Source organism: Streptomyces maremycinicus, assembly GCF_001184025.1.
In the GTDB taxonomy this organism is placed as follows: Bacteria; Actinomycetota; Actinomycetes; order Streptomycetales; family Streptomycetaceae; genus Streptomyces; species Streptomyces maremycinicus.
This window is the reverse complement of the sequence record NZ_BBYG01000010.1, coordinates 385,206-405,727: the sequence shown is the minus strand read 5'-3', so window position 1 is coordinate 405,727 and position 20,522 is coordinate 385,206. Positions and strand designations below refer to the sequence as shown.

18 protein-coding genes are annotated in these 20,522 nt (G+C 73.5%); 14 read left to right on the top strand and 4 right to left on the bottom strand.

Annotated elements, in window-relative coordinates:
* Window positions 1–93: 93 nt before the first annotated feature.
* Window positions 94–933 (bottom strand): SGNH/GDSL hydrolase family protein, encoded by an 840-nt coding sequence (locus AOQ37_RS09370; RefSeq protein ID WP_062643161.1) that lies wholly within the window; start codon window positions 931–933, stop codon window positions 94–96.
* A 141-nt stretch (window positions 934–1,074) separates the two neighbouring features.
* On the opposite strand from AOQ37_RS09370, the gene AOQ37_RS09365 reads away from it, so the two are divergent.
* On the top strand, window positions 1,075–2,064 hold the full coding sequence (locus AOQ37_RS09365) for a helix-turn-helix domain-containing protein (protein WP_062643159.1): 990 nt from the start codon (window positions 1,075–1,077) through the stop codon (window positions 2,062–2,064).
* A gap of 144 nt (window positions 2,065–2,208) precedes the next feature.
* On the opposite strand, the gene AOQ37_RS09360 is transcribed toward AOQ37_RS09365, so the two are convergent.
* Window positions 2,209–3,666 carry an MFS transporter gene (locus AOQ37_RS09360; RefSeq protein ID WP_062643157.1) on the bottom strand — a complete coding sequence of 486 codons (1,458 nt, stop codon included), beginning with the start codon at window positions 3,664–3,666 and terminating at the stop codon, window positions 2,209–2,211.
* A 167-nt stretch (window positions 3,667–3,833) separates the two neighbouring features.
* Here AOQ37_RS09360 and AOQ37_RS09355 point away from each other — a divergent pair, with 167 nt between their 5' ends.
* From AOQ37_RS09355 to AOQ37_RS09335, 5 genes are all read left to right on the top strand, one after another.
* A complete protein-coding gene (locus tag AOQ37_RS09355; RefSeq protein WP_062643154.1) occupies window positions 3,834–4,289 on the top strand; it encodes a MarR family winged helix-turn-helix transcriptional regulator in 456 nt (151 codons plus the stop codon).
* 136 nt (window positions 4,290–4,425) lie between these two features.
* Window positions 4,426–5,547 carry a PP2C family protein-serine/threonine phosphatase gene (locus tag AOQ37_RS09350; protein WP_062643152.1) on the top strand — a complete coding sequence of 374 codons (1,122 nt, stop codon included), beginning with the start codon at window positions 4,426–4,428 and terminating at the stop codon, window positions 5,545–5,547.
* Between the two features lie 99 nt (window positions 5,548–5,646).
* Window positions 5,647–6,372: a response regulator transcription factor gene (locus AOQ37_RS09345; RefSeq protein ID WP_062643150.1), complete on the top strand. Its 726-nt coding sequence runs from the start codon at window positions 5,647–5,649 to the stop codon at window positions 6,370–6,372.
* On the top strand, window positions 6,369–7,904 hold the full coding sequence (locus AOQ37_RS09340) for a sensor histidine kinase (RefSeq protein WP_062643149.1): 1,536 nt from the start codon (window positions 6,369–6,371) through the stop codon (window positions 7,902–7,904). Before AOQ37_RS09345 ends, AOQ37_RS09340 begins: the two co-directional genes overlap by 4 nt.
* A 166-nt stretch (window positions 7,905–8,070) precedes the next feature.
* Window positions 8,071–9,423, top strand: a complete 1,353-nt coding sequence (locus AOQ37_RS09335) for a DUF3500 domain-containing protein (protein WP_062643147.1) — start codon at window positions 8,071–8,073, stop codon at window positions 9,421–9,423.
* Between the two features lie 74 nt (window positions 9,424–9,497).
* On the opposite strand, the gene AOQ37_RS09330 is transcribed toward AOQ37_RS09335, so the two are convergent.
* On the bottom strand, window positions 9,498–10,886 hold the full coding sequence (locus AOQ37_RS09330; protein WP_062643145.1) for a glycoside hydrolase family 43 protein: 1,389 nt from the start codon (window positions 10,884–10,886) through the stop codon (window positions 9,498–9,500).
* A gap of 260 nt (window positions 10,887–11,146) precedes the next feature.
* On the opposite strand from AOQ37_RS09330, the gene AOQ37_RS09325 reads away from it, so the two are divergent.
* The 4 genes from AOQ37_RS09325 to AOQ37_RS09310 all read left to right on the top strand — a co-directional run bounded on the left by AOQ37_RS09325 (window position 11,147) and on the right by AOQ37_RS09310 (window position 14,826).
* Window positions 11,147–12,595, top strand: a complete 1,449-nt coding sequence (locus AOQ37_RS09325; RefSeq protein ID WP_062643592.1) for an amidase — start codon at window positions 11,147–11,149, stop codon at window positions 12,593–12,595.
* A 2-nt stretch (window positions 12,596–12,597) separates the two neighbouring features.
* Complete coding sequence (locus AOQ37_RS09320) at window positions 12,598–12,816, top strand: NfeD C-terminal domain-containing protein (protein WP_374701488.1); 219 nt, start codon at window positions 12,598–12,600, stop codon at window positions 12,814–12,816.
* Window positions 12,817–12,958: 142 nt separating this feature from the next.
* Window positions 12,959–14,335: a flotillin family protein gene (locus AOQ37_RS09315; RefSeq protein ID WP_062643141.1), complete on the top strand. Its 1,377-nt coding sequence runs from the start codon at window positions 12,959–12,961 to the stop codon at window positions 14,333–14,335.
* A 44-nt stretch (window positions 14,336–14,379) separates the two neighbouring features.
* Window positions 14,380–14,826 carry a type II toxin-antitoxin system PemK/MazF family toxin gene (locus tag AOQ37_RS09310; protein ID WP_062643139.1) on the top strand — a complete coding sequence of 149 codons (447 nt, stop codon included), beginning with the start codon at window positions 14,380–14,382 and terminating at the stop codon, window positions 14,824–14,826.
* Here AOQ37_RS09310 and AOQ37_RS09305 read toward each other — a convergent pair.
* On the bottom strand, window positions 14,811–15,671 hold the full coding sequence (locus tag AOQ37_RS09305) for a TIGR02452 family protein (protein WP_062643137.1): 861 nt from the start codon (window positions 15,669–15,671) through the stop codon (window positions 14,811–14,813). The two genes, AOQ37_RS09310 and AOQ37_RS09305, sit on opposite strands and share 16 nt — an antisense overlap.
* A 307-nt stretch (window positions 15,672–15,978) precedes the next feature.
* Between AOQ37_RS09305 and egtA the strand changes: the two genes are divergently transcribed.
* The 4 genes from egtA to egtD are packed head-to-tail and all read left to right on the top strand — an operon-like array spanning window position 15,979 to window position 20,400.
* Entirely contained in the window at window positions 15,979–17,283 is a 1,305-nt protein-coding gene (egtA, locus tag AOQ37_RS09300; RefSeq protein ID WP_062643135.1) for an ergothioneine biosynthesis glutamate--cysteine ligase EgtA, read from the top strand.
* Window positions 17,280–18,650, top strand: a complete 1,371-nt coding sequence (gene egtB, locus AOQ37_RS09295) for an ergothioneine biosynthesis protein EgtB (protein WP_062643133.1) — start codon at window positions 17,280–17,282, stop codon at window positions 18,648–18,650. Before egtA ends, egtB begins: the two co-directional genes overlap by 4 nt.
* On the top strand, window positions 18,650–19,441 hold the full coding sequence (egtC, locus tag AOQ37_RS09290) for an ergothioneine biosynthesis protein EgtC (protein ID WP_062643131.1): 792 nt from the start codon (window positions 18,650–18,652) through the stop codon (window positions 19,439–19,441). Before egtB ends, egtC begins: the two co-directional genes overlap by 1 nt.
* The gene (egtD, locus tag AOQ37_RS09285; RefSeq protein ID WP_062643129.1) at window positions 19,438–20,400 is read left to right on the top strand and encodes an L-histidine N(alpha)-methyltransferase; all 963 of its coding nucleotides are present in this window, start codon (window positions 19,438–19,440) and stop codon (window positions 20,398–20,400) included. Before egtC ends, egtD begins: the two co-directional genes overlap by 4 nt.
* The last annotated feature ends 122 nt before the right edge of the window (window positions 20,401–20,522 follow it).

Sequence of the window (20,522 nt, the reverse complement as noted above, 5' to 3'; positions counted from 1 at the left end):
AGAGGAGAGGGCGGGTGCCGACCCGGTCGCCGGGGCGGCATCCGTGGCCGGCGGGCACGACACCCGCGGTGTGCGCTCCGGCCGGCCGGCGGCTCATGGCCGTCCCCCTGACGACTGCCGCCGACCGCTGTCGGTCTCGGGTCCGGGCGGGGCGCTCGGCGCGCTCACGGGGAGGAGCCGGGGGCGCTTGGCGGTGCGGCCGTCGCCGGAGGAGCGACCGCGCAGCCTGCGTCCCAGCCAGGGGCCGAGGTAGGCGGCCGCCCAGCGGAGTTCGGCCGCCACGGCCCGCCGGCCCGTGGCAACCCGCTGCGGCGGGAGGGGGAGCGTCCACCCGTCGTCGCTTCCGGGCAGGTCGACCGCGTGGGCGAGGGCCGCGGCGATCCGTTCGTGGCCGAGGGCGCAGGCGTGGAGCCGGTCCGCCGTCCACAGCCGGGGGTCGGTGGTGACGGCCTGCCGGCCGGTCTCGGCGACCGCGACCCCGTGACGGGCGGCCGCGGCGCGGATCCGGGTGTTGAGGTCGAACACCCGTGACCTGATGGGCCGGGCGAGGGGAACGATCTTCCCGACGTCGGGGAAGGTCAGGGTCACCACGCGGGCTCCCGCCCCGGTGAGCGCGGCGAACATCTCCTCCAGGTGCCCGGCCACCTCCGCGGCGTCGTACCGGGGCCGCAGCAGGTCGTTGACCCCGGCGACGACGGTGGCCAGGTCGGGGCGCAGCGCCAGGGCGGGCCCCAGCTGTCCGGCGCGGACCTGGCCGGCGGTATGCCCTCGTACGGCCAGATTGGCGTACCGGACCCCGGGGTCGAGGGCCGCGAGGCGCTCGGCGAACCGGTCGGCGAAACCGCGCAGGCCGACGGTGTCGTCCCCGTCGCCCAGTCCTTCCGTCTGACTGTCGCCCAGGGCGACGTAGCGCGAGTAAGCAGCGCCGGCCATGAGTCGTCCGCCTTTCCTCCCCGTCCCCTCATCATACTCAAGAAAGTGACTAATCACGCCGTTGAGCAAACGGAGAGGTCAGGCCCGCGGACGAACACGGCACCCCTCCTCGCCGACGTCCCGTTGGCGCATCATGGCCGTATGAAAGAGCTGGCCGGGCGCCTGACCGCACTGGACCCCGACGCCGGTGCCGCCGTGCGGGTCATCGCCTACTTCGACCGGCTGGCCGAGGCCCGGGCCGGGGTGGAGGCGCTGGTGCGCGGGGCCGCGGTGCTCGCCGGGGTGCCCGCGCGGCTCGTCGACGCCGACCGGCGGGTACGGGTCCGGGTGGAGCCCGACGGCACGCGCCGCGACACGGAGCTGCCACCGGAACCGGACTGGCCGTGCACCCCGCTGACGCCCGGGGGGCCACCCGCGCTGTGGCTGGAACGCGCCGCCGCGCTGCCCAGCGTCGTGGACGCCGTGATCCTGGAACGGGCGGCCGGCGCGGCCCGCGTCGTGCTCGACCGCACCCGCGGGCGGGCGCCGCTGGACGACCCGGCGCTGGTCGAGACGCTCCTCGACGCCACGGCCGCCGGACCGGCCCGGCTGCACGCGGCCCGCCGCCTCGGCCTGGACCCCGCCGCCCCGGCCCGCGCGCTCGCCACGCCCGACGGCAGGCCGCGCGTGCTGCCCGCGGACGCCCGGGACGCGGTGCCGGCCGGCCGGGTGGGGGTCGGGCCCGCCGTGCCCGTGCCGGACCTGCCGCACTCCTGGGCAGCGGCCCGCACCGCGCTCCGCTTCGCCGCGGACGGCACCGCGCAGGACCCGGGCCCGCGGGTCGTGCACGCCGACGAACTGGGCGGCATCGCGCTGCTGGCCGACCTCGTCAGGCCGGGGGCGGCACCCCCGGCGGACGTCCTGGCCGTGGAGACGGCGGCCGCCGACGCCCCCTGGCTGCTCACCACCCTGCACGCCGTCACCGCCACCGCGAGTCTGCGATCGGCGGCGGCCGAGGCGCACGTGCATCACTCGACCCTCCAGGACCGGCTGGCCCACGCCGAGCAGCTGCTGGGGTGGCCGGTGCGCACGCCCCAGGGCCGGTTGCGGCTGCACCTGGCGCTGACGATGCGGCGGCTGGCGCGCCCGTAGGCCTCCGCGCGAGGCTCCGGCCGCGACGGCACGCCTCGGGGAGGGACCTGGCGGAAGCGGTGCGGTCCTGGCGAAGCGGTGCGGTCCTGGCGGAAGCGGTGCGGTACGGAGGGGGCGACCGGCGCGGTCGCCCCCTCCGGTGGGTCAGACCTTGGCCTGCTCGGGCACTTCGGCCCGGCCGGTCGCGTCCTCGCCGGGCGCCGCCGCGCGGGCGGCCGGAATGACGGCGGCGATGGCCGCGGAGATCAGGGCGAGCCCGCCGCCGACCAGCAGCGCGGTGCGGAAGCCGTCCTCGGAGGCGAAGGTGTGGCCGCCCATGGTCGTGGTCATCTGGGAGAGGATCACGCCGATGACGGCGGAGCCGATCGAGGTGCCGAGCGACCGCATGAGCGTGTTGAAGCCGTTGGCGGCGGCGGTCTCGGTGAGCGGGACCGAGCTCATGATCAGGGCGGGCATCGCGCCGTAGGCGAGGCCCACACCGCCGCTGGTGATGAGCGTGACCACCATGACGCCCCAGGCGGAACCCATCAGGGCCAGCGAGACGAAGTATCCGGCGGCCAGCACCAGCGCGCCGCAGACCAGCGTGAACTTCGGACCGCGGGCGTTGGTGAGCTTCCCGCCCAGCGGGGAGATCAGCATCATCATCAGGCCGCCGGGGGCCATCCACAGACCGGCGGCGAGCATCGACTGGCCGAGGCCGTAGCCGGTGGCCTCCGGGAACTGGAGCAGCTGCGGCATCACCAGCATGCTCGCGTACATGCCGAAGCCGATGAAGACCGAGGCGAGGTTGGTGAGGAGCACCCGGGGCCGGGCCGTGGTGCGCAGGTCGATCAGCGGGTCGGTGGTGCGCACCTCCCACACGCCCCAGCCCGCGAGGGCCACGACGGCGGCGGCGAACAGACCGAGGGTGGTGCCCGAGGCCCAGCCCCAGTCGGCGCCCTTGGAGACCGCGAGGAGCAGCGAGACCAGGCCGACGCCGAGGCCGATCGCGCCGGGCAGGTCGAAGCGCTGGCCCTTGGCCCCGGCGGGCACGTCCGGGACGAGGGTGAAGATCAGGACCGCGACGACGGCGGCCAGGGCGGCCGAGCCCCAGAACAGCACGCGCCAGTTCGCGTACTGGGCGACGGCGGCGGCCAGCGGCAGGCCGATCGCGCCGCCGATGCCCATCGAGGCGCTGACCAGCGCGATGGAGCCACTGAGCTTCTCGGCCGGGACGACGTCCCGCAGCAGCGCGATACCGAGCGGCACCATGCCCATGCCCATGCCCTGGAGGCCGCGCCCCACGATCATCGTGACGACGTCGGAGGCGAACGCGCACACCACCGAGCCCACGATCAGCGGCACGGAACAGGCGAGCAGCATCCGGCGCTTGCCGAGCAGGTCGCCGAGGCGGCCGACGACCGGCACGCACACGGCGGCCACCAGCAGGGTGACCGTGATCACCCAGGCCGCGTTCGAGGACGAGGTGTCCAGGATCTGCGGCAGCTCGGCGATGAGCGGGGTGACCAGTGTCTGCATGATCGCCGCGGTGGTGCCGGCGAAGGCCAGCGTGGCGATCACGGCGCCCGGGCGGGCCGTGGGTTGGAGAGCGGGGGCGCCCATGGGGACTCCTCGACTTGGGATGTGCGGTGAAGGTCCGCGGAAAGGATCTGCGCGTAGGACTCGAAGGATGTGCATCGTACATGTCGTATGTATCAAGCACATGCCGTGGCCCGTGCACACCCATGTGCCAGGATGGAGCGGGCGCACGGAAGCAGGAGGTCGCGCACATGGAGACGCCGACGCACGAGGTCGAGTACGAGCAGATGCTGCTCAGCCGCCACACGTTCCTGAACCAGCGGGGCGGCCGCCGCAAGAACAGCCTCATGGAGCGCAGCGCGTACATCCTGCTGAGCCGGATCCGGGTCCAGGGACCCATGTCGATCGGGGAACTCAGCGACGCCTTCGGCCTGGACGCGTCCACCCTGAACCGGCAGACCGCGGCGGCGATGCGGTCGGGGCTCGTCGAGCGGATCCCCGACCCGGAGGGCGGGATGGCCCGCAAGTTCCGGCTCACCGACGAGGGCACCCGCCTGCTGGACTCGGAGCGCGAGGGGATCGTGGACATCCTGGACCAGGTGATGACCGACTGGCCGGACGAGGACATCGCCGCCTTCGCGGGCTATCTGCGGCGCTTCAACTACGGCATCGAGGCCATCGGCGGCCGCCCCTGGCCCCGCCCGTGACCGCGGACCCGTGACCGCGGACCCGTGACCGCGGACCCGTGACGGGACGCCCGTGACCGCCCGCCGGTGGGCGTTCAGGTGACGCGGTCGGCGCGCGACTAAAGTACAGAGAGATCACCACTGCGCGGGAGTTCCCATGACCGGTCCCCGTCGGACGCGTCCCGCCGACACCCTCGAGGCCATCGAGCCCCCGGGCAACGCGGAGACGGTCGTCGGGGTGCTGTCGGTGACGGTCCTGGTGGAGGTGCTCGGGGTCCTGTCCGAATCCGAGGTGTGGCTCCTCGGGCTGCTGGTCTTCCTGCCGGGCACGGCCTCCGCGCTGTGCACCGTCCAGCAGACGAAGTTCGTCGCCGCGTGGACCACGCTGTTCGTCACCCTCACCCTGCTCGTGCGGGCCGACGACAACGGCCGGTGGCTCGACCGCGCGCTGCTGGTGCTGCTCACCCTCGCCCTGGGCGCCGCCTCCGTCTACGCCTGCCACCGGCGCATCGCGCGCGAGCGCGCGATGCTGCGGCTGCGGTCCACCGCCGCCGCCATGCAGCGGCACATCCTGCACCCGCTGCCCCTGCTCACCGACGAGGTGCTGGTCAACGGCGTCTACGAACCCGTGCAGGAGGACCGGCTGGTCGGCGGTGACATCTACGACGTCGTCGCCTCGCCGTTCGGCACACGGGTGCTGATCGGGGACGTGCAGGGCAAGGGGCTGGCCGCCGTGGGCGCGGCGTTCGCCGTCATCGGCGCCTTCCGGGAGGCGGCCCACCGCGAGCCCACGCTCACCGCGCTCGTCGACACCCTGGACGCAGCCGTCGTCCGGCACAACTCCTACGCCGAACAGACCGGTGAAGACGAGCGGTTCGTCACCGCGCTCATCATCGGCGTCGACGCGGGAACGGAGGCACAGGCCGTCAACTGCGGCCACATCCCGCCCCGGTTGGTGCACGACGGCGCCGTCACCACCCCGGCGGTGGACACCGGCGTCCCGCTCGGGCTCGCCGAACTGGCCGCCGAACCCACGACGGTCGGGTGGTTCGCGTTCCCGGCCGGTTCCACGCTGGTGCTCACCACCGACGGTCTGACCGAGACCCGCGCCCCCGACGGCACGTTCTACCCGGTCGACGAGCGTCTGATGAAGCACCTCGGCCTCTCCCCCACCGAGCTGCCCGCGGCCCTGCACGAGGACGCCCGCGCGTACGCCGGGTACGACCGCCGGCACGACGACGTCGCCGTACTGACCGTCCGCCGCTCACCGCGTCACTGAGCCCGGCGTCCGGGCCGGCGGCGGGGGGGTCGTCCGTCCCATGGCGCGCGCTCAGCTCGCGCACACGCTCCTCATGGCGGACGGAGAGAGGGTCGAGCCATGTCTGGCGTCCCCGGTACCCGTGCGGGCACGGTTCGCGTGCTGATAGTCGACGACGAGCCCGAGCTCACCGAGCTGCTGTCCGCGGCCGTGACCGAGGCGGGCTGGAAGTCCTTCTCGGCGGCCGACGGACGCGGCGCGCTGCGGATCGCGCGGGACTGCGCCCCGCACGTCGTCGTCCTCGACGGCATGCTGCCCGACGTCGACGGGGTCGAGGTGCTGCGCAGGCTGCGCGGCGAGAACAGCCGGCTGCCCGTGCTGATGCTCACCGCGCGGGACGCCCTGGAGCACCGGCTCGACGGGCTGTCGGCCGGCGCGGACGACTACGTGACCAAGCCGTTCTCGCTGGAAGAGGTCATGCTGCGGCTACGCGGTCTGCTGCGCAGGACCGGTCCCGGCGAGAGCGCCGACCGGAGCCCCGTGCGGGTGCTGGGCGATCTCGTGCTGGCCGAGAGCACCCGCGAGGTGCGGCGCGGCGGAGCACCGGTCACGCTGACCGCCAAGGAGTTCGACCTGCTCCGGTTCCTCATGAGCCATCCGCACCAGGTGCTCAGCAAGGCCCAGATCCTCGACCACGTCTGGAACGCGTCCTTCGACGGCGAGGGGAATCTGGTCGAGGTCTACATCTACGGACTGCGCGCCAAGATCGACAAGGGGCGGGCGCCGATGATCCGAACCGTGCGCGGCGCGGGGTACGCGATCAGGGCCGCGGACGAGTGGGCATGAGGGTCCTGCCCGGGCGGCGGCGCGGAGCGGGCCGGTCCGGCACGGGTCTGGGCCGCCGCTCCCTGCGCGCGCGCCTCGTGCTCTTCGTCTCCGTGACCCTGGTCGCCGTGGGCGCGGCCATGGCGCTCAGCACCGTACTCGTCCAACGCGTCCATCTGCTCGGGGCACTGGACCAGCGCGTCACCGACGCCGCCGAGCGCAGCCAGGGCGGGCTGGAGCGACGGACCGGCGGCGCGACGGACCTGGGGTTCCTCAACGAACGCGGACAGCCGGCCGGCACCCTGGCGGCCCGGTTCGCCGACGGGGAGGTCATCGCCGCCGAAGTGGTGACCGAGGACGGCCGTCAGCGGGCCCTCACCGGCACCCAGCGCGCCGCCCTGAAGGGGATCACCGCTGACGGGTCGCTGCACACCCGCGCGGTCCCCGGCCTCGGCACCTACCGGGTGACCGCGATCGGCGGCGACGGGGTACCCGTCCTGGCCGGGCTCCCGATGGCCGACGTGCAGCAGGTGATCGACCGTCTGGTGGTGGTCGAGACGGTGATCGGCGGCCTCGGACTGGCCGCCGCGGCCGGTGTCTCCGCCGTCGTCATACGCCGGCAGCTGCGCCCGCTGGGCCGGGTCGCGGCCATCGCCGCCGAGGTCGCCCGGGTGCCGCTCGACCGCGGCGAGGTCGCCGTCCTCGCCCGGGTCGCGGCGCGGGACACCGACCCCGGCACCGAGGCCGGCCAGGTCGGGCTCGTGCTCAACCAGCTGATCGACCACGTCGAGTCCTCGCTCGCCGAGCGTCGCCGCACCGAGGAACGGATGCGCCGGTTCCTCGCCGACGCCGGCCATGAGCTGCGTACCCCGCTCGCCTCGATCGCGGGGTACGCCGAGTACATGACCGGCGGCAGCCGGACGATCGCGCCGGAGCTGGCCTGGCACCGGGTCTCCGCCCAGTCGGCCCGGATGACCGGCCTGGTGGAGGATCTGCTGCTGCTCGCCCGGCTCGACGAGGGACGGCCGCTCCAGTGGACCGAGGTGGACCTCGCGACGCTGGTCGCGGAGGCCGTCTGGGACGCGCGGGCCGCGGGGGGCGAGCACGACTGGCAGCTCGCGCTGCGCCTCGCCGGGCCCGTGACGGTCGTCGCCGACCCGTCCCGGCTCCATCAGGTGGTGGCCAACCTGCTGGCCAACGCCCGGGCGCACACACCGGCCGGCACCAAGGTCACCGTCGTCGTGGAGGCCCCGGGGGCGCCGGAGGCGGGGATCGGCGCCGGCCGGTGTGTGATCCGGGTGCGGGACGACGGGCCGGGCATCCCGCCCGAGCTGCTTCCCACCGTCTTCGAGCGGTTCACCCGGGCCGACGGCTCCCGCTCCCGCACGCACGGCGCGGAGGGCGGCACGGGCCTGGGCCTGGCCATCGCGGCGGCCCTCACCGAGGCGCACGGCGGCCGGATCGACGTGCGGAGCGAACCGGGGCGAACCGAGTTCTCGGTGACGCTCCCGACGTCCGGACGGTCCGCCGTCCCGACTTCCCAGCAACTCTAAGCGCGCTCACACAACCGCAGTTCAGGGCGCGTGCGGACGCCCCGCGCAGGCCGCTTCCGGCGGTCCTTCGCCGGCCGCTTCAGGTCTGCCTCAGCCGGCTCCTCCACAGTGATCGGTCGGCGGCCGTTCAGCGGGAACGTGCCCCTGACGAAGGGAATCAGCGACGATGACCGAGCTCGACTCCGGCGAACCGACGGCCCACGAGAACCGGTCCGAGGAAGGCCGCCGTGCTCACGCGAGCCGCCGCACGTTCATGCGCAAGGTCTTCTTCGCCAGTGGTGCCACGGCTGTCGCGACCATGGGCGGGGCCGGGGCCTGGGCCGCGCTGGCGGACGACGCGACCGCCACCGCCACCGCCACCGCCTCCGCCGACCCGAGCGCGGTGCCGAGCGGCGCGCCCGGCGGGGGTCCGGGCGGCGGTGCCGGCGGTCCCGGCAACCAGACGATCACCGAGGACTTCTTCGGCCTCACCACCGACGGCAAGCGGATCGACGACCTGTTCACGATCCACTCCACGGGGGTGAGGACCGCCCCGGTGATCGCCGCCGCGAACGCCTTCCTGGCCGGGCTCACCGACACCCAGCGGACCTCGACGCAGTTCACGGTCCACTCCACCGAGTGGCGGCTGTGGAGCAACGTCGACTCCTACGCGCGCCAGGGCGTGTCCCTCGCCGACCTGAGCGACGCCCAGAAGGCCCTGGGAACGGCGCTGCTGAAGTCCGCGCTCAGCGCCGACGGCCTGGAGACCACCGAGAAGATCCGGCGGATCAACCAGGCGGCCGGCGAGGCCATCGGCAACACGAACTCCTTCAACGAGGACGCCTACTACTGGACCGTGCTGGGCACCCCGTCGGCGACCGAACCCTGGGGCTTCCAGTTCGACGGCCACCATCTGGTCGTCAACTACTTCGTCCTCGGCGACCAGGTCGTGATGAGCCCCTGCTTCTGGGGCTCGGAGCCGACCTCGATGGAGATCGACGGCGAGACGGTGACCGTCTGCCACGAGGAGGTCGTCGCCGGCCTCGCCTTCATCAACTCCCTCAGCGCGGCGCAGCGGGCGGTCGCCATCGAGTCGTCCACCAAGTCCGACGAGTCGATGACAGCGGGCGCGTTCTCCGACAACGTGGTGCAGGCGTACACCGGCATCCGCGGCAACGCGCTCACCGCCGCCCAGCGGACCGAACTGCTCGGCATCGTGCGGGCCTTCACCGGGCGCGCCAAGGCCGATGTGGCGAAGGCGGCGCTGGCCGAGGTGCGCGCGCACCTCGACGACACCTACGTCACCTGGGCGGGCGGCACCGGTGACGACGACGCCTTCTACGTGCGCGTGCACAGCCCCGTCGTCTGGATCGAGGTCGACTGCCAGGCCCCCGGCCCGCTCGCGGGCGCGTACGGCGCCACCCAGGGCAGCGGCGCGACCCAGAAGCACGTCCATTCCGTCATCCGCACCCCCAACGGCAACGACTACGGCAAGGAGCTGCTCCGGCAGCACTACCTGACGTCGCCGCACCACCGGTGAGGCGGTACCGGTAGGCCACCGGGCCGGGGCCCCGTCGTCCCGGCCCGGTTCACCGCGTCACGGGGCGGGCGTGCTCAGGCCCAGGGGGTGGCCGCCACGAAGGAGCTGTCCTGGCGGAACAGGTCGGTGCCGTCCGGCTGTTCCACCCGCAGCTGGTAGTTGTAGTGGCGCAGGTAGTAGCCGGGGTAGTTGTACGACTCGAAGCGGACCGAACCGCTCGCCGAGCCCGTCCGGGCGATGAAGGTGGCGTCCCTCGCGAAGGACGCCGTGCCGTCGTTGGCGTCGAAGCGGCCCCGGAAGGAGTAGTGGCGCAGGTAGTTGCCGGCCGCGTCGCGGAAGGAGTACGCGTTCGCGTCGGCGAGACCGGCCACGACGGTGAAGGTGGACGCCTGCTTCTCGGCGGTGGTGCTGGAGCCGGTCACCACGGGCAGGTTGAGCAGCGCGGACTGCTCCTGCCAGTAGCGGGTGGTGTAGTTGGCGGACCGGAAGGAGCGGGTGGCGTTCTTCGTGAGGGCCGGGCCGCCGGTCACGGTCTCCTTGATGACCGTGAAGTGGCGTGCCGTGCCGGAGATGCCGGGCAGCGCCTTGGGCGCGCTCCAGGTGGCGAAGGAGTCGTAGCTGTCGCTCCAGTAGTAGTTGCCGTCGCCGTAGCCGTCGAAGAAGATCCGCCAGGCGCCGTTGTCGAGCTGGATGACGGACGGGCCCTCGCGGTAGCTGCCCCAGCCCGCCCAGTCACCGGTCCTGGTGATCGTGTAGGGGCCGGCCAGGCTCGACGCGGTGCCGTACTCGATGTACTTCGTCGTCTCGTTCTTCGTGAACGCGTGGTAGGTCGAGCCGGTCTTCACGATGAAGGTGTCGATGTGGTTCGCGCCGATCCCGGACAGCGCGACCGGCGCGCTCCAGGCGGTGAGCGCGGAGTTGGCGGCCTTCAGCAGATACGGGGTGAAGATCCACTCGTCGCTGGTCACCGAGCAGGACACGAGGACGTTGACGCTGCCGTCGCTGTCGACGAACCACTCCGGCGCCCAGGCCCGCGAGAGATCGGCGATAGGGAGCGTGTAGTCGTACAGGAACGTCCAGTTGACCCGGTCGGAGCTGCGGGCGAAGCCGATGGTGGTGCTGACGTCCTGCCAGGTGTGGGTCGTGTAGGCGATGTAGTAGTAGCCGTTGGTGTGCTTGAGGATGCTCGCGTCGCGGATGCGGTTGGCGGGCGGGGTGTAGGCGGAGGACTGCACCAGCCGGAAGTCGGTGGCGTCGTCGGACTGGTAGACGTTCACCGTCGCGTCGTCGCTGTTGAGGAACGGCACGATCGTGTAGCGGGTGGCCGATCCCGCGGCCGGTGCGGCGGCCAGGGCCGTGCCGAGCAGGCCGGGGGCCTCGCCGAGCACGAGCGCCGTGGCGGGCAGGACGGCCATCGCGCGCAGCAGGGCACGGCGGGACGGGGCGGGGGGACGGGGCGTCATGGCGGCTCTCCTACGGCTCAAGGCACATCCATCGGTTCGATATTCCGAACATAGTTCGGAAAGTCGATCAGAAGGTAGGGGTGCGGCAGGAACACGTCAATCCTTTGCGCAGGAACGGACGGATGCCCGTGGGACGTCCGTACGGGGCGCGCCGCCGCCCTTCGGCGGACAGCCGGGCCGCCCCCGTCCGCGTGCCGTTCCACCGCCGGGCCGCCAGACGTTACCGTGCGGTAGACATCGTCGTCCCGGAGGTGCCCCGCATGACACCCGACCGAGCCGCAGGCCTGACGGCCACCGCCCGCGCACTGGCCGAGGGCGAGGTGTCCTCCCGAGAACTCGTCGAGCGGACGCTCGCCCGCATCGAGGCCGCCCAGGGCACCCTCAACGCCTTCCGGATCGTGCGGGCCGAGGCCGCGCTCGCCGAAGCGGACGCCGCCGACCGGGAGTTGGCCACCGGGGGCCGGCGGCCCCTGCTGGGAGTGCCGGTCGCCGTCAAGGACGACATGGACGTGGCGGGCGAGCCGACCGCCTTCGGCTGCCAGGGTGTGCACCCCGCGGTCACCGAGGACGGCGAGGCGGTACGGCGGCTGCGGGCGGCCGGGGCCGTGATCGTCGGCAAGACCAACACCTGCGAGCTGGGCCAGTGGCCCTTCACCGAGGGCCCGGCCTTCGGCGCCACCCGCAACCCGTGGAGCACCGAGCACACCCCGGGCGGCTCCTCCGGCGGTTCGGCGGCCGCGGTCGCCGCCGGCCTGGTGCCCGCCGCGCTCGGCTCGGACGGCGCGGGCTCGGTGCGCATCCCCGCCTCCTGGACGCATCTGGTCGGTATCAAGCCGCAGCGCGGCCGGGTCTCCACCTGGCCGCGCGGGGAGTCCTTCCACGGCATCACGGTCAACGGCACGCTGGCCCGTACGGTCGGGGACGCGGCGCTGCTGCTCGACGCGGCCAGCGGCAACCACGCGCACGACCCGCACCGGCCGCCGGCCGTCGACGCCTCGGCGGCGGCGGGCCGTGACCCGGGCCGGCTGCGGATCGCGCTGTCGCTGAAGCCGCCGTTCACCGCCGTACCGGCCCGGTTGCGCCCCGAGGTGCGCGCCCGGGTCCTCGGACTCGCCGAGACGCTGGCGGGCCTCGGGCACGTCGTCGAGGAGGCCGACCCGCCGTACGGGCAGATCGGTCTCACCTTCGTGCCCCGGGCGACCGCGGGCATCGCAGAGCGGGTCGCCGAGGCTCCCTTCCCCGCGCTGCTCGACCGGCGCACCCTGGGCGCCGCCCGACTGGGGCGGCTGCTCGGCGGGGCCCCGCTGCGGGCGGCCCGGCGCGCGGAGGCCGTTCTGCACCGGCGGATCGGCGGCTTCTTCGACACGTACGACGTCGTCCTCGCGCCGACGACGGCCGCTCCCCCGCCCCGCATCGGGGCCATGCTGGACCTCGGCGGATTCGCCACCGACCGCGCGATGATCGCCGCCTGTCCCTACGCCTGGCCGTGGAACGTGCTGGGCTGGCCCGGCGTCAACGTGCCGGCCGGCTTCACGCCCGGCGGGCTGCCGGTCGGCGCGCAGCTGCTCGGCCCGGCGAACAGCGAGCCGCTGCTGATCTCGCTCGCCGCGCAACTGGAGACGGAGCTGCGCTGGCACGAGAGGTGGCCGCCGGAGCCGATCACCTCGGAAAGCCGTGCGGCGCGGGGGCGTTCCGCCCCTACCCTGTGACCATGGACGATACGGCGATGGTCGGGCTCATGGGGCGGGTCACCGGAACGGTCGGGCCCGGGCTCGTCGGCGAGGTGATCGTCCGGGTGCGCGGAGGCGCCGAGCACTTCCTCGCCTACGCCGCCACGGGTACCGAACGCATCGAGCGGGGGACGATGGTCACGGTGGTGGAGTACCTCCCGCCACGGACGGTCTACGTCTCGGCCATGTACGGAGGTTGAGGCGGCGCGTGCCCGTGGTGTGCCGTATGTACCAAGCGGGCAACAGGGGTTCGGCCGCGTCTGTACACGGCTCGCGCGCGAGCACACACTCCCGTTACGTCCGGTGCCCCGAGGGCACCCTGCACCGGGGGAGTGCATACCCATGGAAGTCGGTCTCATCGTCGGGGCGGCAGTCGGTGCCGTCCTCGTCCTGATCGGTGCGTTCAAACTGATGTGGCGCGTCGCGGAACCCAACGAGGCGCTCATCATCTCCGGTTCCAAGCACAAGCTGGAGGGCCTCGAGGAGGGAATGGGGTTCCGCATCGTCACCGGGCGGGGCACCCTCGTGACGCCCGGGATGCAGGCGGTGCGCAAGCTCTCGCTCGACCTCAACCAGACGGAACTGCACGTCGACTGCGTGACCCACCAGGGGATCCCGCTGAAGGTGCGGGGCGTGGTCATCTTCAAGGTGGGCGACGACTTCGTGTCGATCGCCAACGCGGCCCGCCGCTTCCTCGACCAGCAGAAGCTGATGGCGGAGCGCGTGCACACCGTGTTCGCCGGTCATCTGCGGGCCATCGTCGGCGGGTTGACGGTCGAGGACATGATCCGCGACCGGGAGAAGCTGACCGGCCAGGCCCGTGCCGCGTGCGGCACGGAGATGGAGAAGCTGGGACTGATCGTGGACTCGCTCCAGATCCACGAGATCGAGGACCCGACCGGATACATCAAGAACCTGTCCGCCCCGCACCTGGCGGCCGTACGGCGGGACGCGCGCATCGCGCAGGCCGAGGCCGACCGGCTCGCCACCGAGGCCGAGCAGTTGGCGTTCGGGCGGATGGCGGAGGCCACCCGGGACAGCGAGATCCTCAAGGCCGGGTACCAGGCCGAGCAGGACAAGGCCAACGCCAAGGCGCGGCAGGCCGGGCCGCTCGCCGACGCCGCCGCCCGCCAGGAGGTGGTGGTCCAGGAGACGCGGGTCGCCGAACTCGAGGCGCAGCGGCGCGAGCAGCAGCTCCAGGCCGATGTCCGCAAGCCGGCCGACGCCAAGGCGTACGAGAAGCGGACGCTGGCCGAGGCCGAGCGCGACGCCCGGATCTCGGCGGCCGAGGCCAAGGCGACGGAGACCCGCTCCACCGGTGAGGCGGAGGCCGCCGCCACACAGGCGAAGGGTCTCGCGAAGGCCGAGGCCAACCGGGCCCAGGGGCTCGCCGAGGCCGACGCCATCAAGGCCAGGGCCGCGGCCCTCGCCGAGAACCAGGAGGCCGTGGTCGCCCAGCAACTCGCTGAGAAGTGGCCGGAGATCGTGCAGGCGGGCGCGTCCGCCTTCGGCAATGTCGACAACATGGTGGTGCTCAACGGCGCCGACGGGGTGGCCGACATGTTGGCCAAGGCGCTCACCATGGGCGGCACGGGGCTGGGGCTGGCCCGTCAGCTGCTCTCCTCGATGAACCAGAACGGGCATGCGGCGACCGGGGCTTCCCCCGTCAACGGGGTGGCGAACCCGCTGTCGCAGCACGTGCCGGTCGAGGAGAAGTGACCCGCTGACGACGTGGTCACGGGGGCACCGCTTAGGGTGCCCCCGTGACCGCGTTTACCGATGAAGACGTCCCGGGCCGCTCCGGCCCCTCCGCCACCACCGAGGCCGACCCCCGCGAGGTCGGCCGGGTGCGCACCGAGTACTCCCCCGCGCACGACGGCGACCCGGACCCCGGCGAGATCGTGTGGACCTGGGTGCCCTTCGAGGAGAACGACGGCCGGGGCAAGGACCGTCCCGTCCTCGTCGTCGCCCGGGAGAGCGGCGGGACCTTCCTCGCCGTACAGCTGTCGAGCAAGCGGCACGACGGGGACCGCGAGTGGGTGCCGATCGGCAGCGGGCCCTGGGACCGCTCGGGACGGGACTCCTGGGTGGACGTCGACCGCGTCCTGCGGCTGCACGAGGACGGCATGCGCCGTGAGGCCTGCGCACTGGACCGGATGCGGTTCAACCTGGTCCGGCACCGTCTGCACGAGCGCTACGGCTGGACCTGAGCACCCCTGCGGTCGAACACCTTCTCGAAGACGCTCCGCACCGCGTGGCCCGGCGTCCGGTCCAGCACGCCGAACACCACCTGCTCGAACGTCCGCTCGAACCGCCCTCCGGGGCCCAGCTGCGCCCGGAACGCCCCCGCCACCTGCGCGGGGTCGTTGCGGAACACCCCGCAGCCCCACGCGCCCAGCACCAGCCGCCGGTAGCCGTGCGCGGCGGCCGTCTCCAGGACCCGCTCGGCCCGGACGGCCAGCGCGCCCGGCAGCTCGGCCGCGCGCTCCGGGGCGCTGCGCAGCACCACGCCCGCGTTCGGGGCCGCGGCGGTCAGGAAACCGGCGCCGTAGGGCTCGTCGAGCAGTCGGCCCCGGTCGTCACGGAAGACGGGCACGGCCGGTGAGTGGATGACGCGGTCCGTGTAGAACGGGTCACGGTGGGCGCGGTGATGGTCGTAGAACTCCCGGGCCTCGAGCAGGCAGGTGTACAGCGCGGAGGCCCGGCACAGGGCCTCCTCCTGCGCCTGGGCCCCGTTGAGATAGCCGCCGCCGGGATTGCGGGCGGAGGCGAAGTTCAGCACGGCGACCGGGCCGGCGCCGACGAGCCGGCGGGCCGCCTCCAGGCTGCTCTCGCCCGTCACCTCGACGCGTGTGTCACCGGGGGCGGGCGCCGCGCGGTCCACGGCCGGTCCCGCCGGTTTCCCCACCGGTCCCGGACCCGCGATCCGGGTGCCCGCCCGGGCGGCCCCGATCGCCGCGGAGAGGGACACCTCGCGCCCGTCGGACGCGCGATAGCGCCCCGCCGCGACGATCTCCTCCGTCTCCCGCGCGATACCGCGCAGCCGCGCGCTCATGGCGCCACCCCCGTGGACGCCATGGCCGTGCGCCGCGCGGCCTCCCGGGCCCCGCCCGGCTCCCCCGTCGTGCTCATACACGCATCGTGAGCGATCCTGGACATCGCGTGCAACAGGGTTTCCCCGGGCGGGAACACACCGCGGACCGGTGGGGAACGCCTGGAAAACAGCTTGAACTCGGTCCCGAATGTCGTGCTGTGCACCCTTGTGCGAACGCGTTCGAGGGTTTTGGGTAAGACGAGCGATGCCTGTCCGGCCGCACCGAGGCCGGACCGGTGGCATGGTGGAATCTCAGGAGGATCCCGACATGTCCGACTCAGTCAGCGACTGTACCGACGAGACCCCGTCCCGCAGCGCCCTCACCGAAGCCGAGGTGGAGGCCCTGGTCAGGGGCATCTGTTTCAAGACCGGACCGCCCCGCACCGTCGGGGTCGAAGTGGAATGGCTCGTCCACGAGCTGCGCGAACCGCGGCTCCCCGTACCGCCCGAACGACTCGAAGCGGCCTACGCCGCACTGCGCACCCTGCCCCTGAGCTCACCGCTCACCGTCGAACCCGGCGGTCAGCTGGAACTGAGCTCGCCGCCCGCGGCCTCCCTGATGGAGTGCGTGGGCACCGTCTCCGCCGATCTGACCGCCGTCCGCGCGGTCCTGGCCGAGCAGGGTCTCGCACTCTCCGGCAACGGCACGGACCCCTGGCGCACACCCCGACGGTTCCTCCACGAGCCCCGCTACGACGCCATGGAGGCCTGCCTCGACCGCACCGGCCCGGCCGGCCGCGCCATGATGTGCTCCTCGGCCTCCGTGCAGGTCTGCCTGGACGCCGGACACGAGGAGCCCGGCCCCCTGGGGCACGGGCGGCGCTGGTGGCTGTCCCACACGCTGGGCGCCGTGCTGGTGGCGGCCTTCGCCAACTCCCCGCTGATCGGTGGAGCCCCCACCGGCTGGCGCTCCACCCGGCAGCTGCTGTGGACGGAGATAGGCGCCGGCCGCGCGGGCGGCCCCGCCCTGAACGGCGATCCGCGCGCGGCCTGGGCCCGGCACGTGCTGGACGCGCCGGTGATGTGCGTGCGGCGCGACGGCGGTCCGTGGGAGGTGCCCGACCGGCTCACGTTCCGGCAGTGGACCCGGTCGGCCTCACCGCCCACCAGGGAGGACCTCGACTACCACCTCACCACGCTGTTCCCGCCGGTCAGACCACGCGGCCACCTGGAGCTGCGCATGATCGACGCGCAACCCGGCGACGACGGCTGGATCGTGCCGCTCGCCGTGACGACGGCGCTGTTCGACGACCCGGAGGCCGCCGAGAGCGTCTACCGCGCGGTGAAGCCGCTGGCCGAGCGGGCCCGGCCGCTGCCCGCCCCGCACAATCCCCTGTGGATCGACGCGGCCCGCTACGGCCTGACCGACCCGGAGCTGCACGAGGCCGCCGTCGCCGCCTTCACCACGGCCCTGCGGGCCCTGCCCCGCATCGGCGCCACCGAGGGGATCACGGCCGCCGTGTCGGACTACCTGGAGCGGTACGTGCTCGAGGGACGTACCCCCGCCGACGACCTGCTCGACCGCCTGCGCGGCACGGACACCCGCGCGTACGGGAAGGACCTCCGCACATGACCGACCCCGCCCTGGACACCGGGCCGGCCCTGGACACCGTTCCCCGCCCGGACGGCGGCCCCGCACCGGACGCCGAGACGCTCCGCGCCCGGGTCCTCGCCTCCCTCACCACGGCCCGGGAGCGCACCACGCTCCTGACGAGCTGCGTCGAGGAGCCCGACCTCACCGCCCAGCACTCGCCGCTGATGTCCCCCCTGGTGTGGGACCTCGCGCACATCGGCAACCAGGAGGAGCTGTGGCTGCTGCGCGCGGTGGCCGGCCGTGAGGCGATGCGCCCCGAGATCGACGGCCTGTACGACGCGTTCGAGCACTCGCGCGCCGAACGGCCCACCCTGCCGCTGCTGCCGCCGGTCGAGGCCCGCCGGTACGCGGCGGAGGTGCGCGGCCGGGTGATGGACCTGCTGGAGTCCGCCGACTTCGGCGGCACCCGGCTGACGGAGGCGGGATTCGCCTTCGGGATGATCGCGCAGCACGAACAGCAGCACGACGAGACGATGCTGATCACCCATCAGCTGCGGACCGGTCCGCAGGCCCTCACCGCGCCCGACCCGGACCCGGTGCCGCTGTTCACCGGCCCCGCCGAAGTCCTCGTGCCCGGCGGTCCGTTCACCATGGGCACCTCCGGCGAACCCTGGGCGCTCGACAACGAACGGCCGGCGCACCGGCGCGAGGTGGCCGCCTTCCACATCGACACCACCCCGGTGACGAACGGCGCGTACCAGCGGTTCATCGAGGACGGCGGCTACGACGAGGAACGCTGGTGGACGAAGGAGGGCTGGTCCCACATCCGCCGCACCGGCGTCCACGCGCCGCTGTTCTGGCACCGGGACGGCAACCAGTGGCTGCGCCGCCGCTTCGGCGTCACCGAGGTCGTGCCGCCGGACGAGCCGGTGCTGCACGTGTGCTGGTACGAGGCCGACGCCTACGCCCGCTGGGCCGGACGCCGGCTGCCCACCGAGGCGGAGTGGGAGAAGGCGGCCCGCTTCGACCCCGCGACCGGCGGCTCGACGCGCTACCCGTGGGGCGACGCCGACCCCACCCCCGAACACGCCAACCTGGGCCAGCGCCACCTGCGGCCGGCCCCGGCGGGCAGCTATCCGGCCGGCGCGTCGCCGCTCGGGGTGCGGCAGCTGATCGGCGACGTGTGGGAATGGACGTCCAGCGACTTCCTCCCCTACCCGGGCTTCCGCATGTTCCCGTACAAGGAGTACTCGGAGGTGTTCTTCGGCCCCGAGTACAAGGTGCTGCGCGGCGGCTCGTTCGCGGTGGACCCGGTCGCCTGCCGGGGAACGTTCCGCAACTGGGACTACCCGATCAGGCGGCAGATCTTCTCCGGGTTCCGCACCGCACGCCCGGCGGCCCTCTGATGTGCCGTCACCTCGCCTACCTGGGGTCCGGGGAGCCGCTCGGCCGGCTCCTCGTGGAGCCCCCGCACGGTCTGTACCGCCAGTCGTGGGCACCCCGGCGGCAGCGGTACGGGACGGTCAACGCCGATGGTTTCGGGGTGGGCTGGTACGCCGAGGGGGACCCGGTACCGGCCCGCTACCGCCGGGCCGGGCCGATCTGGGCGGACCTGTCCTTCGCCGACCTCGCCCGGGTCGTCCGCAGCCGGGCGCTGCTGGCCGCCGTACGGGACGCGACGCTGGCCGGCGCCGACGCGGAGGCCGCGGCGGCGCCCTACGCGGCCGGTACCTGGCTGTTCAGCCACAACGGGGCGGTCGCGGGCTGGCCGGGCTCACTGGAGTCGCTGACCGGTTCGCTGCCCGCCGCGGACCTGCTGTCGATGGAGGCGCGCAACGACTCCGCGTTCGTCTGGGCGCTGGTCCTCGCCCGGCTGCGCGCCGGCGACACGGGGAGCCAGGCGATGGCGGACACGGTGCTCGAGGTCGCCGCGGCGGCGCCCGGCTCGCGCCTCAACCTGCTCCTCACCGACGGGGAGTCCATCACCGCCACCGCCTGGGGCGACACCCTCTGGTACCTGGCCGGGCCCGGCCCGCGCACGGTCGTGGCCTCCGAACCGTACGACGACGATCCGCGCTGGCAGGAGGTCCCCGACCGCACCCTGCTCGCGGCGAGCCGCGCCGACGTCCTGCTCACCCCGCTCAAGGAACCGAGCACCGACACGGCACCCGCACCGACCGAGGAGACCGGCACGTGAGCCCGTTCCGCATCACCCGCACCCTCCCCGAGGACGCCACGGACGCCGCCCTGCGCGCCGACGTCCGGCACGGCCTCACCGGCACCCCGAAGACGCTGCCGCCGAAGTGGTTCTACGACGCGCACGGCAGCGAGCTGTTCGAGCGGATCACCGAACTGCCCGAGTACTACCCGACGCGCGCCGAGCGCGAGATCCTCGTGGACCGGGCCGGTGAGATCGCCGCGGCGGCCCGTGCCCGCACGCTCGTCGAACTCGGCTCGGGCTCCTCGGAGAAGACCCGCTATCTGATCGACGCGCTGACCGGCCTGGACACGTACGTGCCCGTCGACGTCAGCGAGAGCGCCCTCACCCAGGCCGGGCAGGCCCTGATCGCGGAGCGGCCGGGGCTGGACGTGCACGCCCTCATCGCCGACTTCACGGCGGTGCTGGCCCTGCCCGACACCCCGGGGCCGCGCCTGGTCGCCTTCCTCGGCGGCACGATCGGCAACCTCCTGCCGGACGAGCGCCGGGAGTTCCTCGCGTCGGTGCGCGCGCTGCTCGCGCCGGGCGACGCGCTGCTGCTGGGCACCGACCTGGTCAAGGACGAGCGCGTGTTGGTGCGGGCCTACGACGACGCGGCCGGTGTGACGGCCGCGTTCGACAAGAACGTCCTGACCGTGGTCAACCGGGAACTGGGAGCCGACTTCGACCCGGACGCCTTCGAGCACGTCGCCCTGTGGGACGCGGGCAACGAGTGGATCGAGATGCGGCTGCGCTCCCTCACGGCGCAGACCGTGAAGATTCCCGCGCTCGACCTCGCCGTCGACTTCGAGGACGGCGAGGAACTGCGCACCGAGGTGTCGGCGAAGTTCCGGGAGGAGGGAGTGCGCACCGAACTGGCCGCCGCCGGAATGGAGTTGAGTCACTGGTGGACGGACGGCGCGGGCCGCTTCGCGCTGTCGCTGAGCACTGCCCGCTGAACACCGCCCGCTGAGGTCCGCCCGCCCGGGGCCGCCTGCCGAGCAACCGCCGCGGTCCGCTCGTCGGCGGCGGGCGCCGGGCGGGCGGACCTCGGGCGACCGGGCACCGAGCGGGAACCGGG

What these genes read in the sequence shown, in the direction of transcription:
- AOQ37_RS09370 (WP_062643161.1), bottom strand. Translation starts at nt 933, where the DNA reads ATGGCCGGCGCTGCTTACTCGCGCTACGTCGCCCTGGGCGACAGTCAG.
- AOQ37_RS09365 (WP_062643159.1), top strand. Translation starts at nt 1,075, where the DNA reads ATGAAAGAGCTGGCCGGGCGCCTGACCGCACTGGACCCCGACGCCGGT.
- AOQ37_RS09360 (WP_062643157.1), bottom strand. Translation starts at nt 3,666, where the DNA reads ATGGGCGCCCCCGCTCTCCAACCCACGGCCCGCCCGGGCGCCGTGATC.
- AOQ37_RS09355 (WP_062643154.1), top strand. Translation starts at nt 3,834, where the DNA reads ATGGAGACGCCGACGCACGAGGTCGAGTACGAGCAGATGCTGCTCAGC.
- AOQ37_RS09350 (WP_062643152.1), top strand. Translation starts at nt 4,426, where the DNA reads ATGACCGGTCCCCGTCGGACGCGTCCCGCCGACACCCTCGAGGCCATC.
- AOQ37_RS09345 (WP_062643150.1), top strand. Translation starts at nt 5,647, where the DNA reads ATGTCTGGCGTCCCCGGTACCCGTGCGGGCACGGTTCGCGTGCTGATA.
- AOQ37_RS09340 (WP_062643149.1), top strand. Translation starts at nt 6,369, where the DNA reads ATGAGGGTCCTGCCCGGGCGGCGGCGCGGAGCGGGCCGGTCCGGCACG.
- AOQ37_RS09335 (WP_062643147.1), top strand. Translation starts at nt 8,071, where the DNA reads ATGACCGAGCTCGACTCCGGCGAACCGACGGCCCACGAGAACCGGTCC.
- AOQ37_RS09330 (WP_062643145.1), bottom strand. Translation starts at nt 10,886, where the DNA reads ATGACGCCCCGTCCCCCCGCCCCGTCCCGCCGTGCCCTGCTGCGCGCG.
- AOQ37_RS09325 (WP_062643592.1), top strand. Translation starts at nt 11,147, where the DNA reads ATGACACCCGACCGAGCCGCAGGCCTGACGGCCACCGCCCGCGCACTG.
- AOQ37_RS09320 (WP_374701488.1), top strand. Translation starts at nt 12,598, where the DNA reads ATGGACGATACGGCGATGGTCGGGCTCATGGGGCGGGTCACCGGAACG.
- AOQ37_RS09315 (WP_062643141.1), top strand. Translation starts at nt 12,959, where the DNA reads ATGGAAGTCGGTCTCATCGTCGGGGCGGCAGTCGGTGCCGTCCTCGTC.
- AOQ37_RS09305 (WP_062643137.1), bottom strand. Translation starts at nt 15,671, where the DNA reads ATGAGCGCGCGGCTGCGCGGTATCGCGCGGGAGACGGAGGAGATCGTC.
- egtA (WP_062643135.1), top strand. Translation starts at nt 15,979, where the DNA reads ATGTCCGACTCAGTCAGCGACTGTACCGACGAGACCCCGTCCCGCAGC.
- egtB (WP_062643133.1), top strand. Translation starts at nt 17,280, where the DNA reads ATGACCGACCCCGCCCTGGACACCGGGCCGGCCCTGGACACCGTTCCC.
- egtC (WP_062643131.1), top strand. Translation starts at nt 18,650, where the DNA reads ATGTGCCGTCACCTCGCCTACCTGGGGTCCGGGGAGCCGCTCGGCCGG.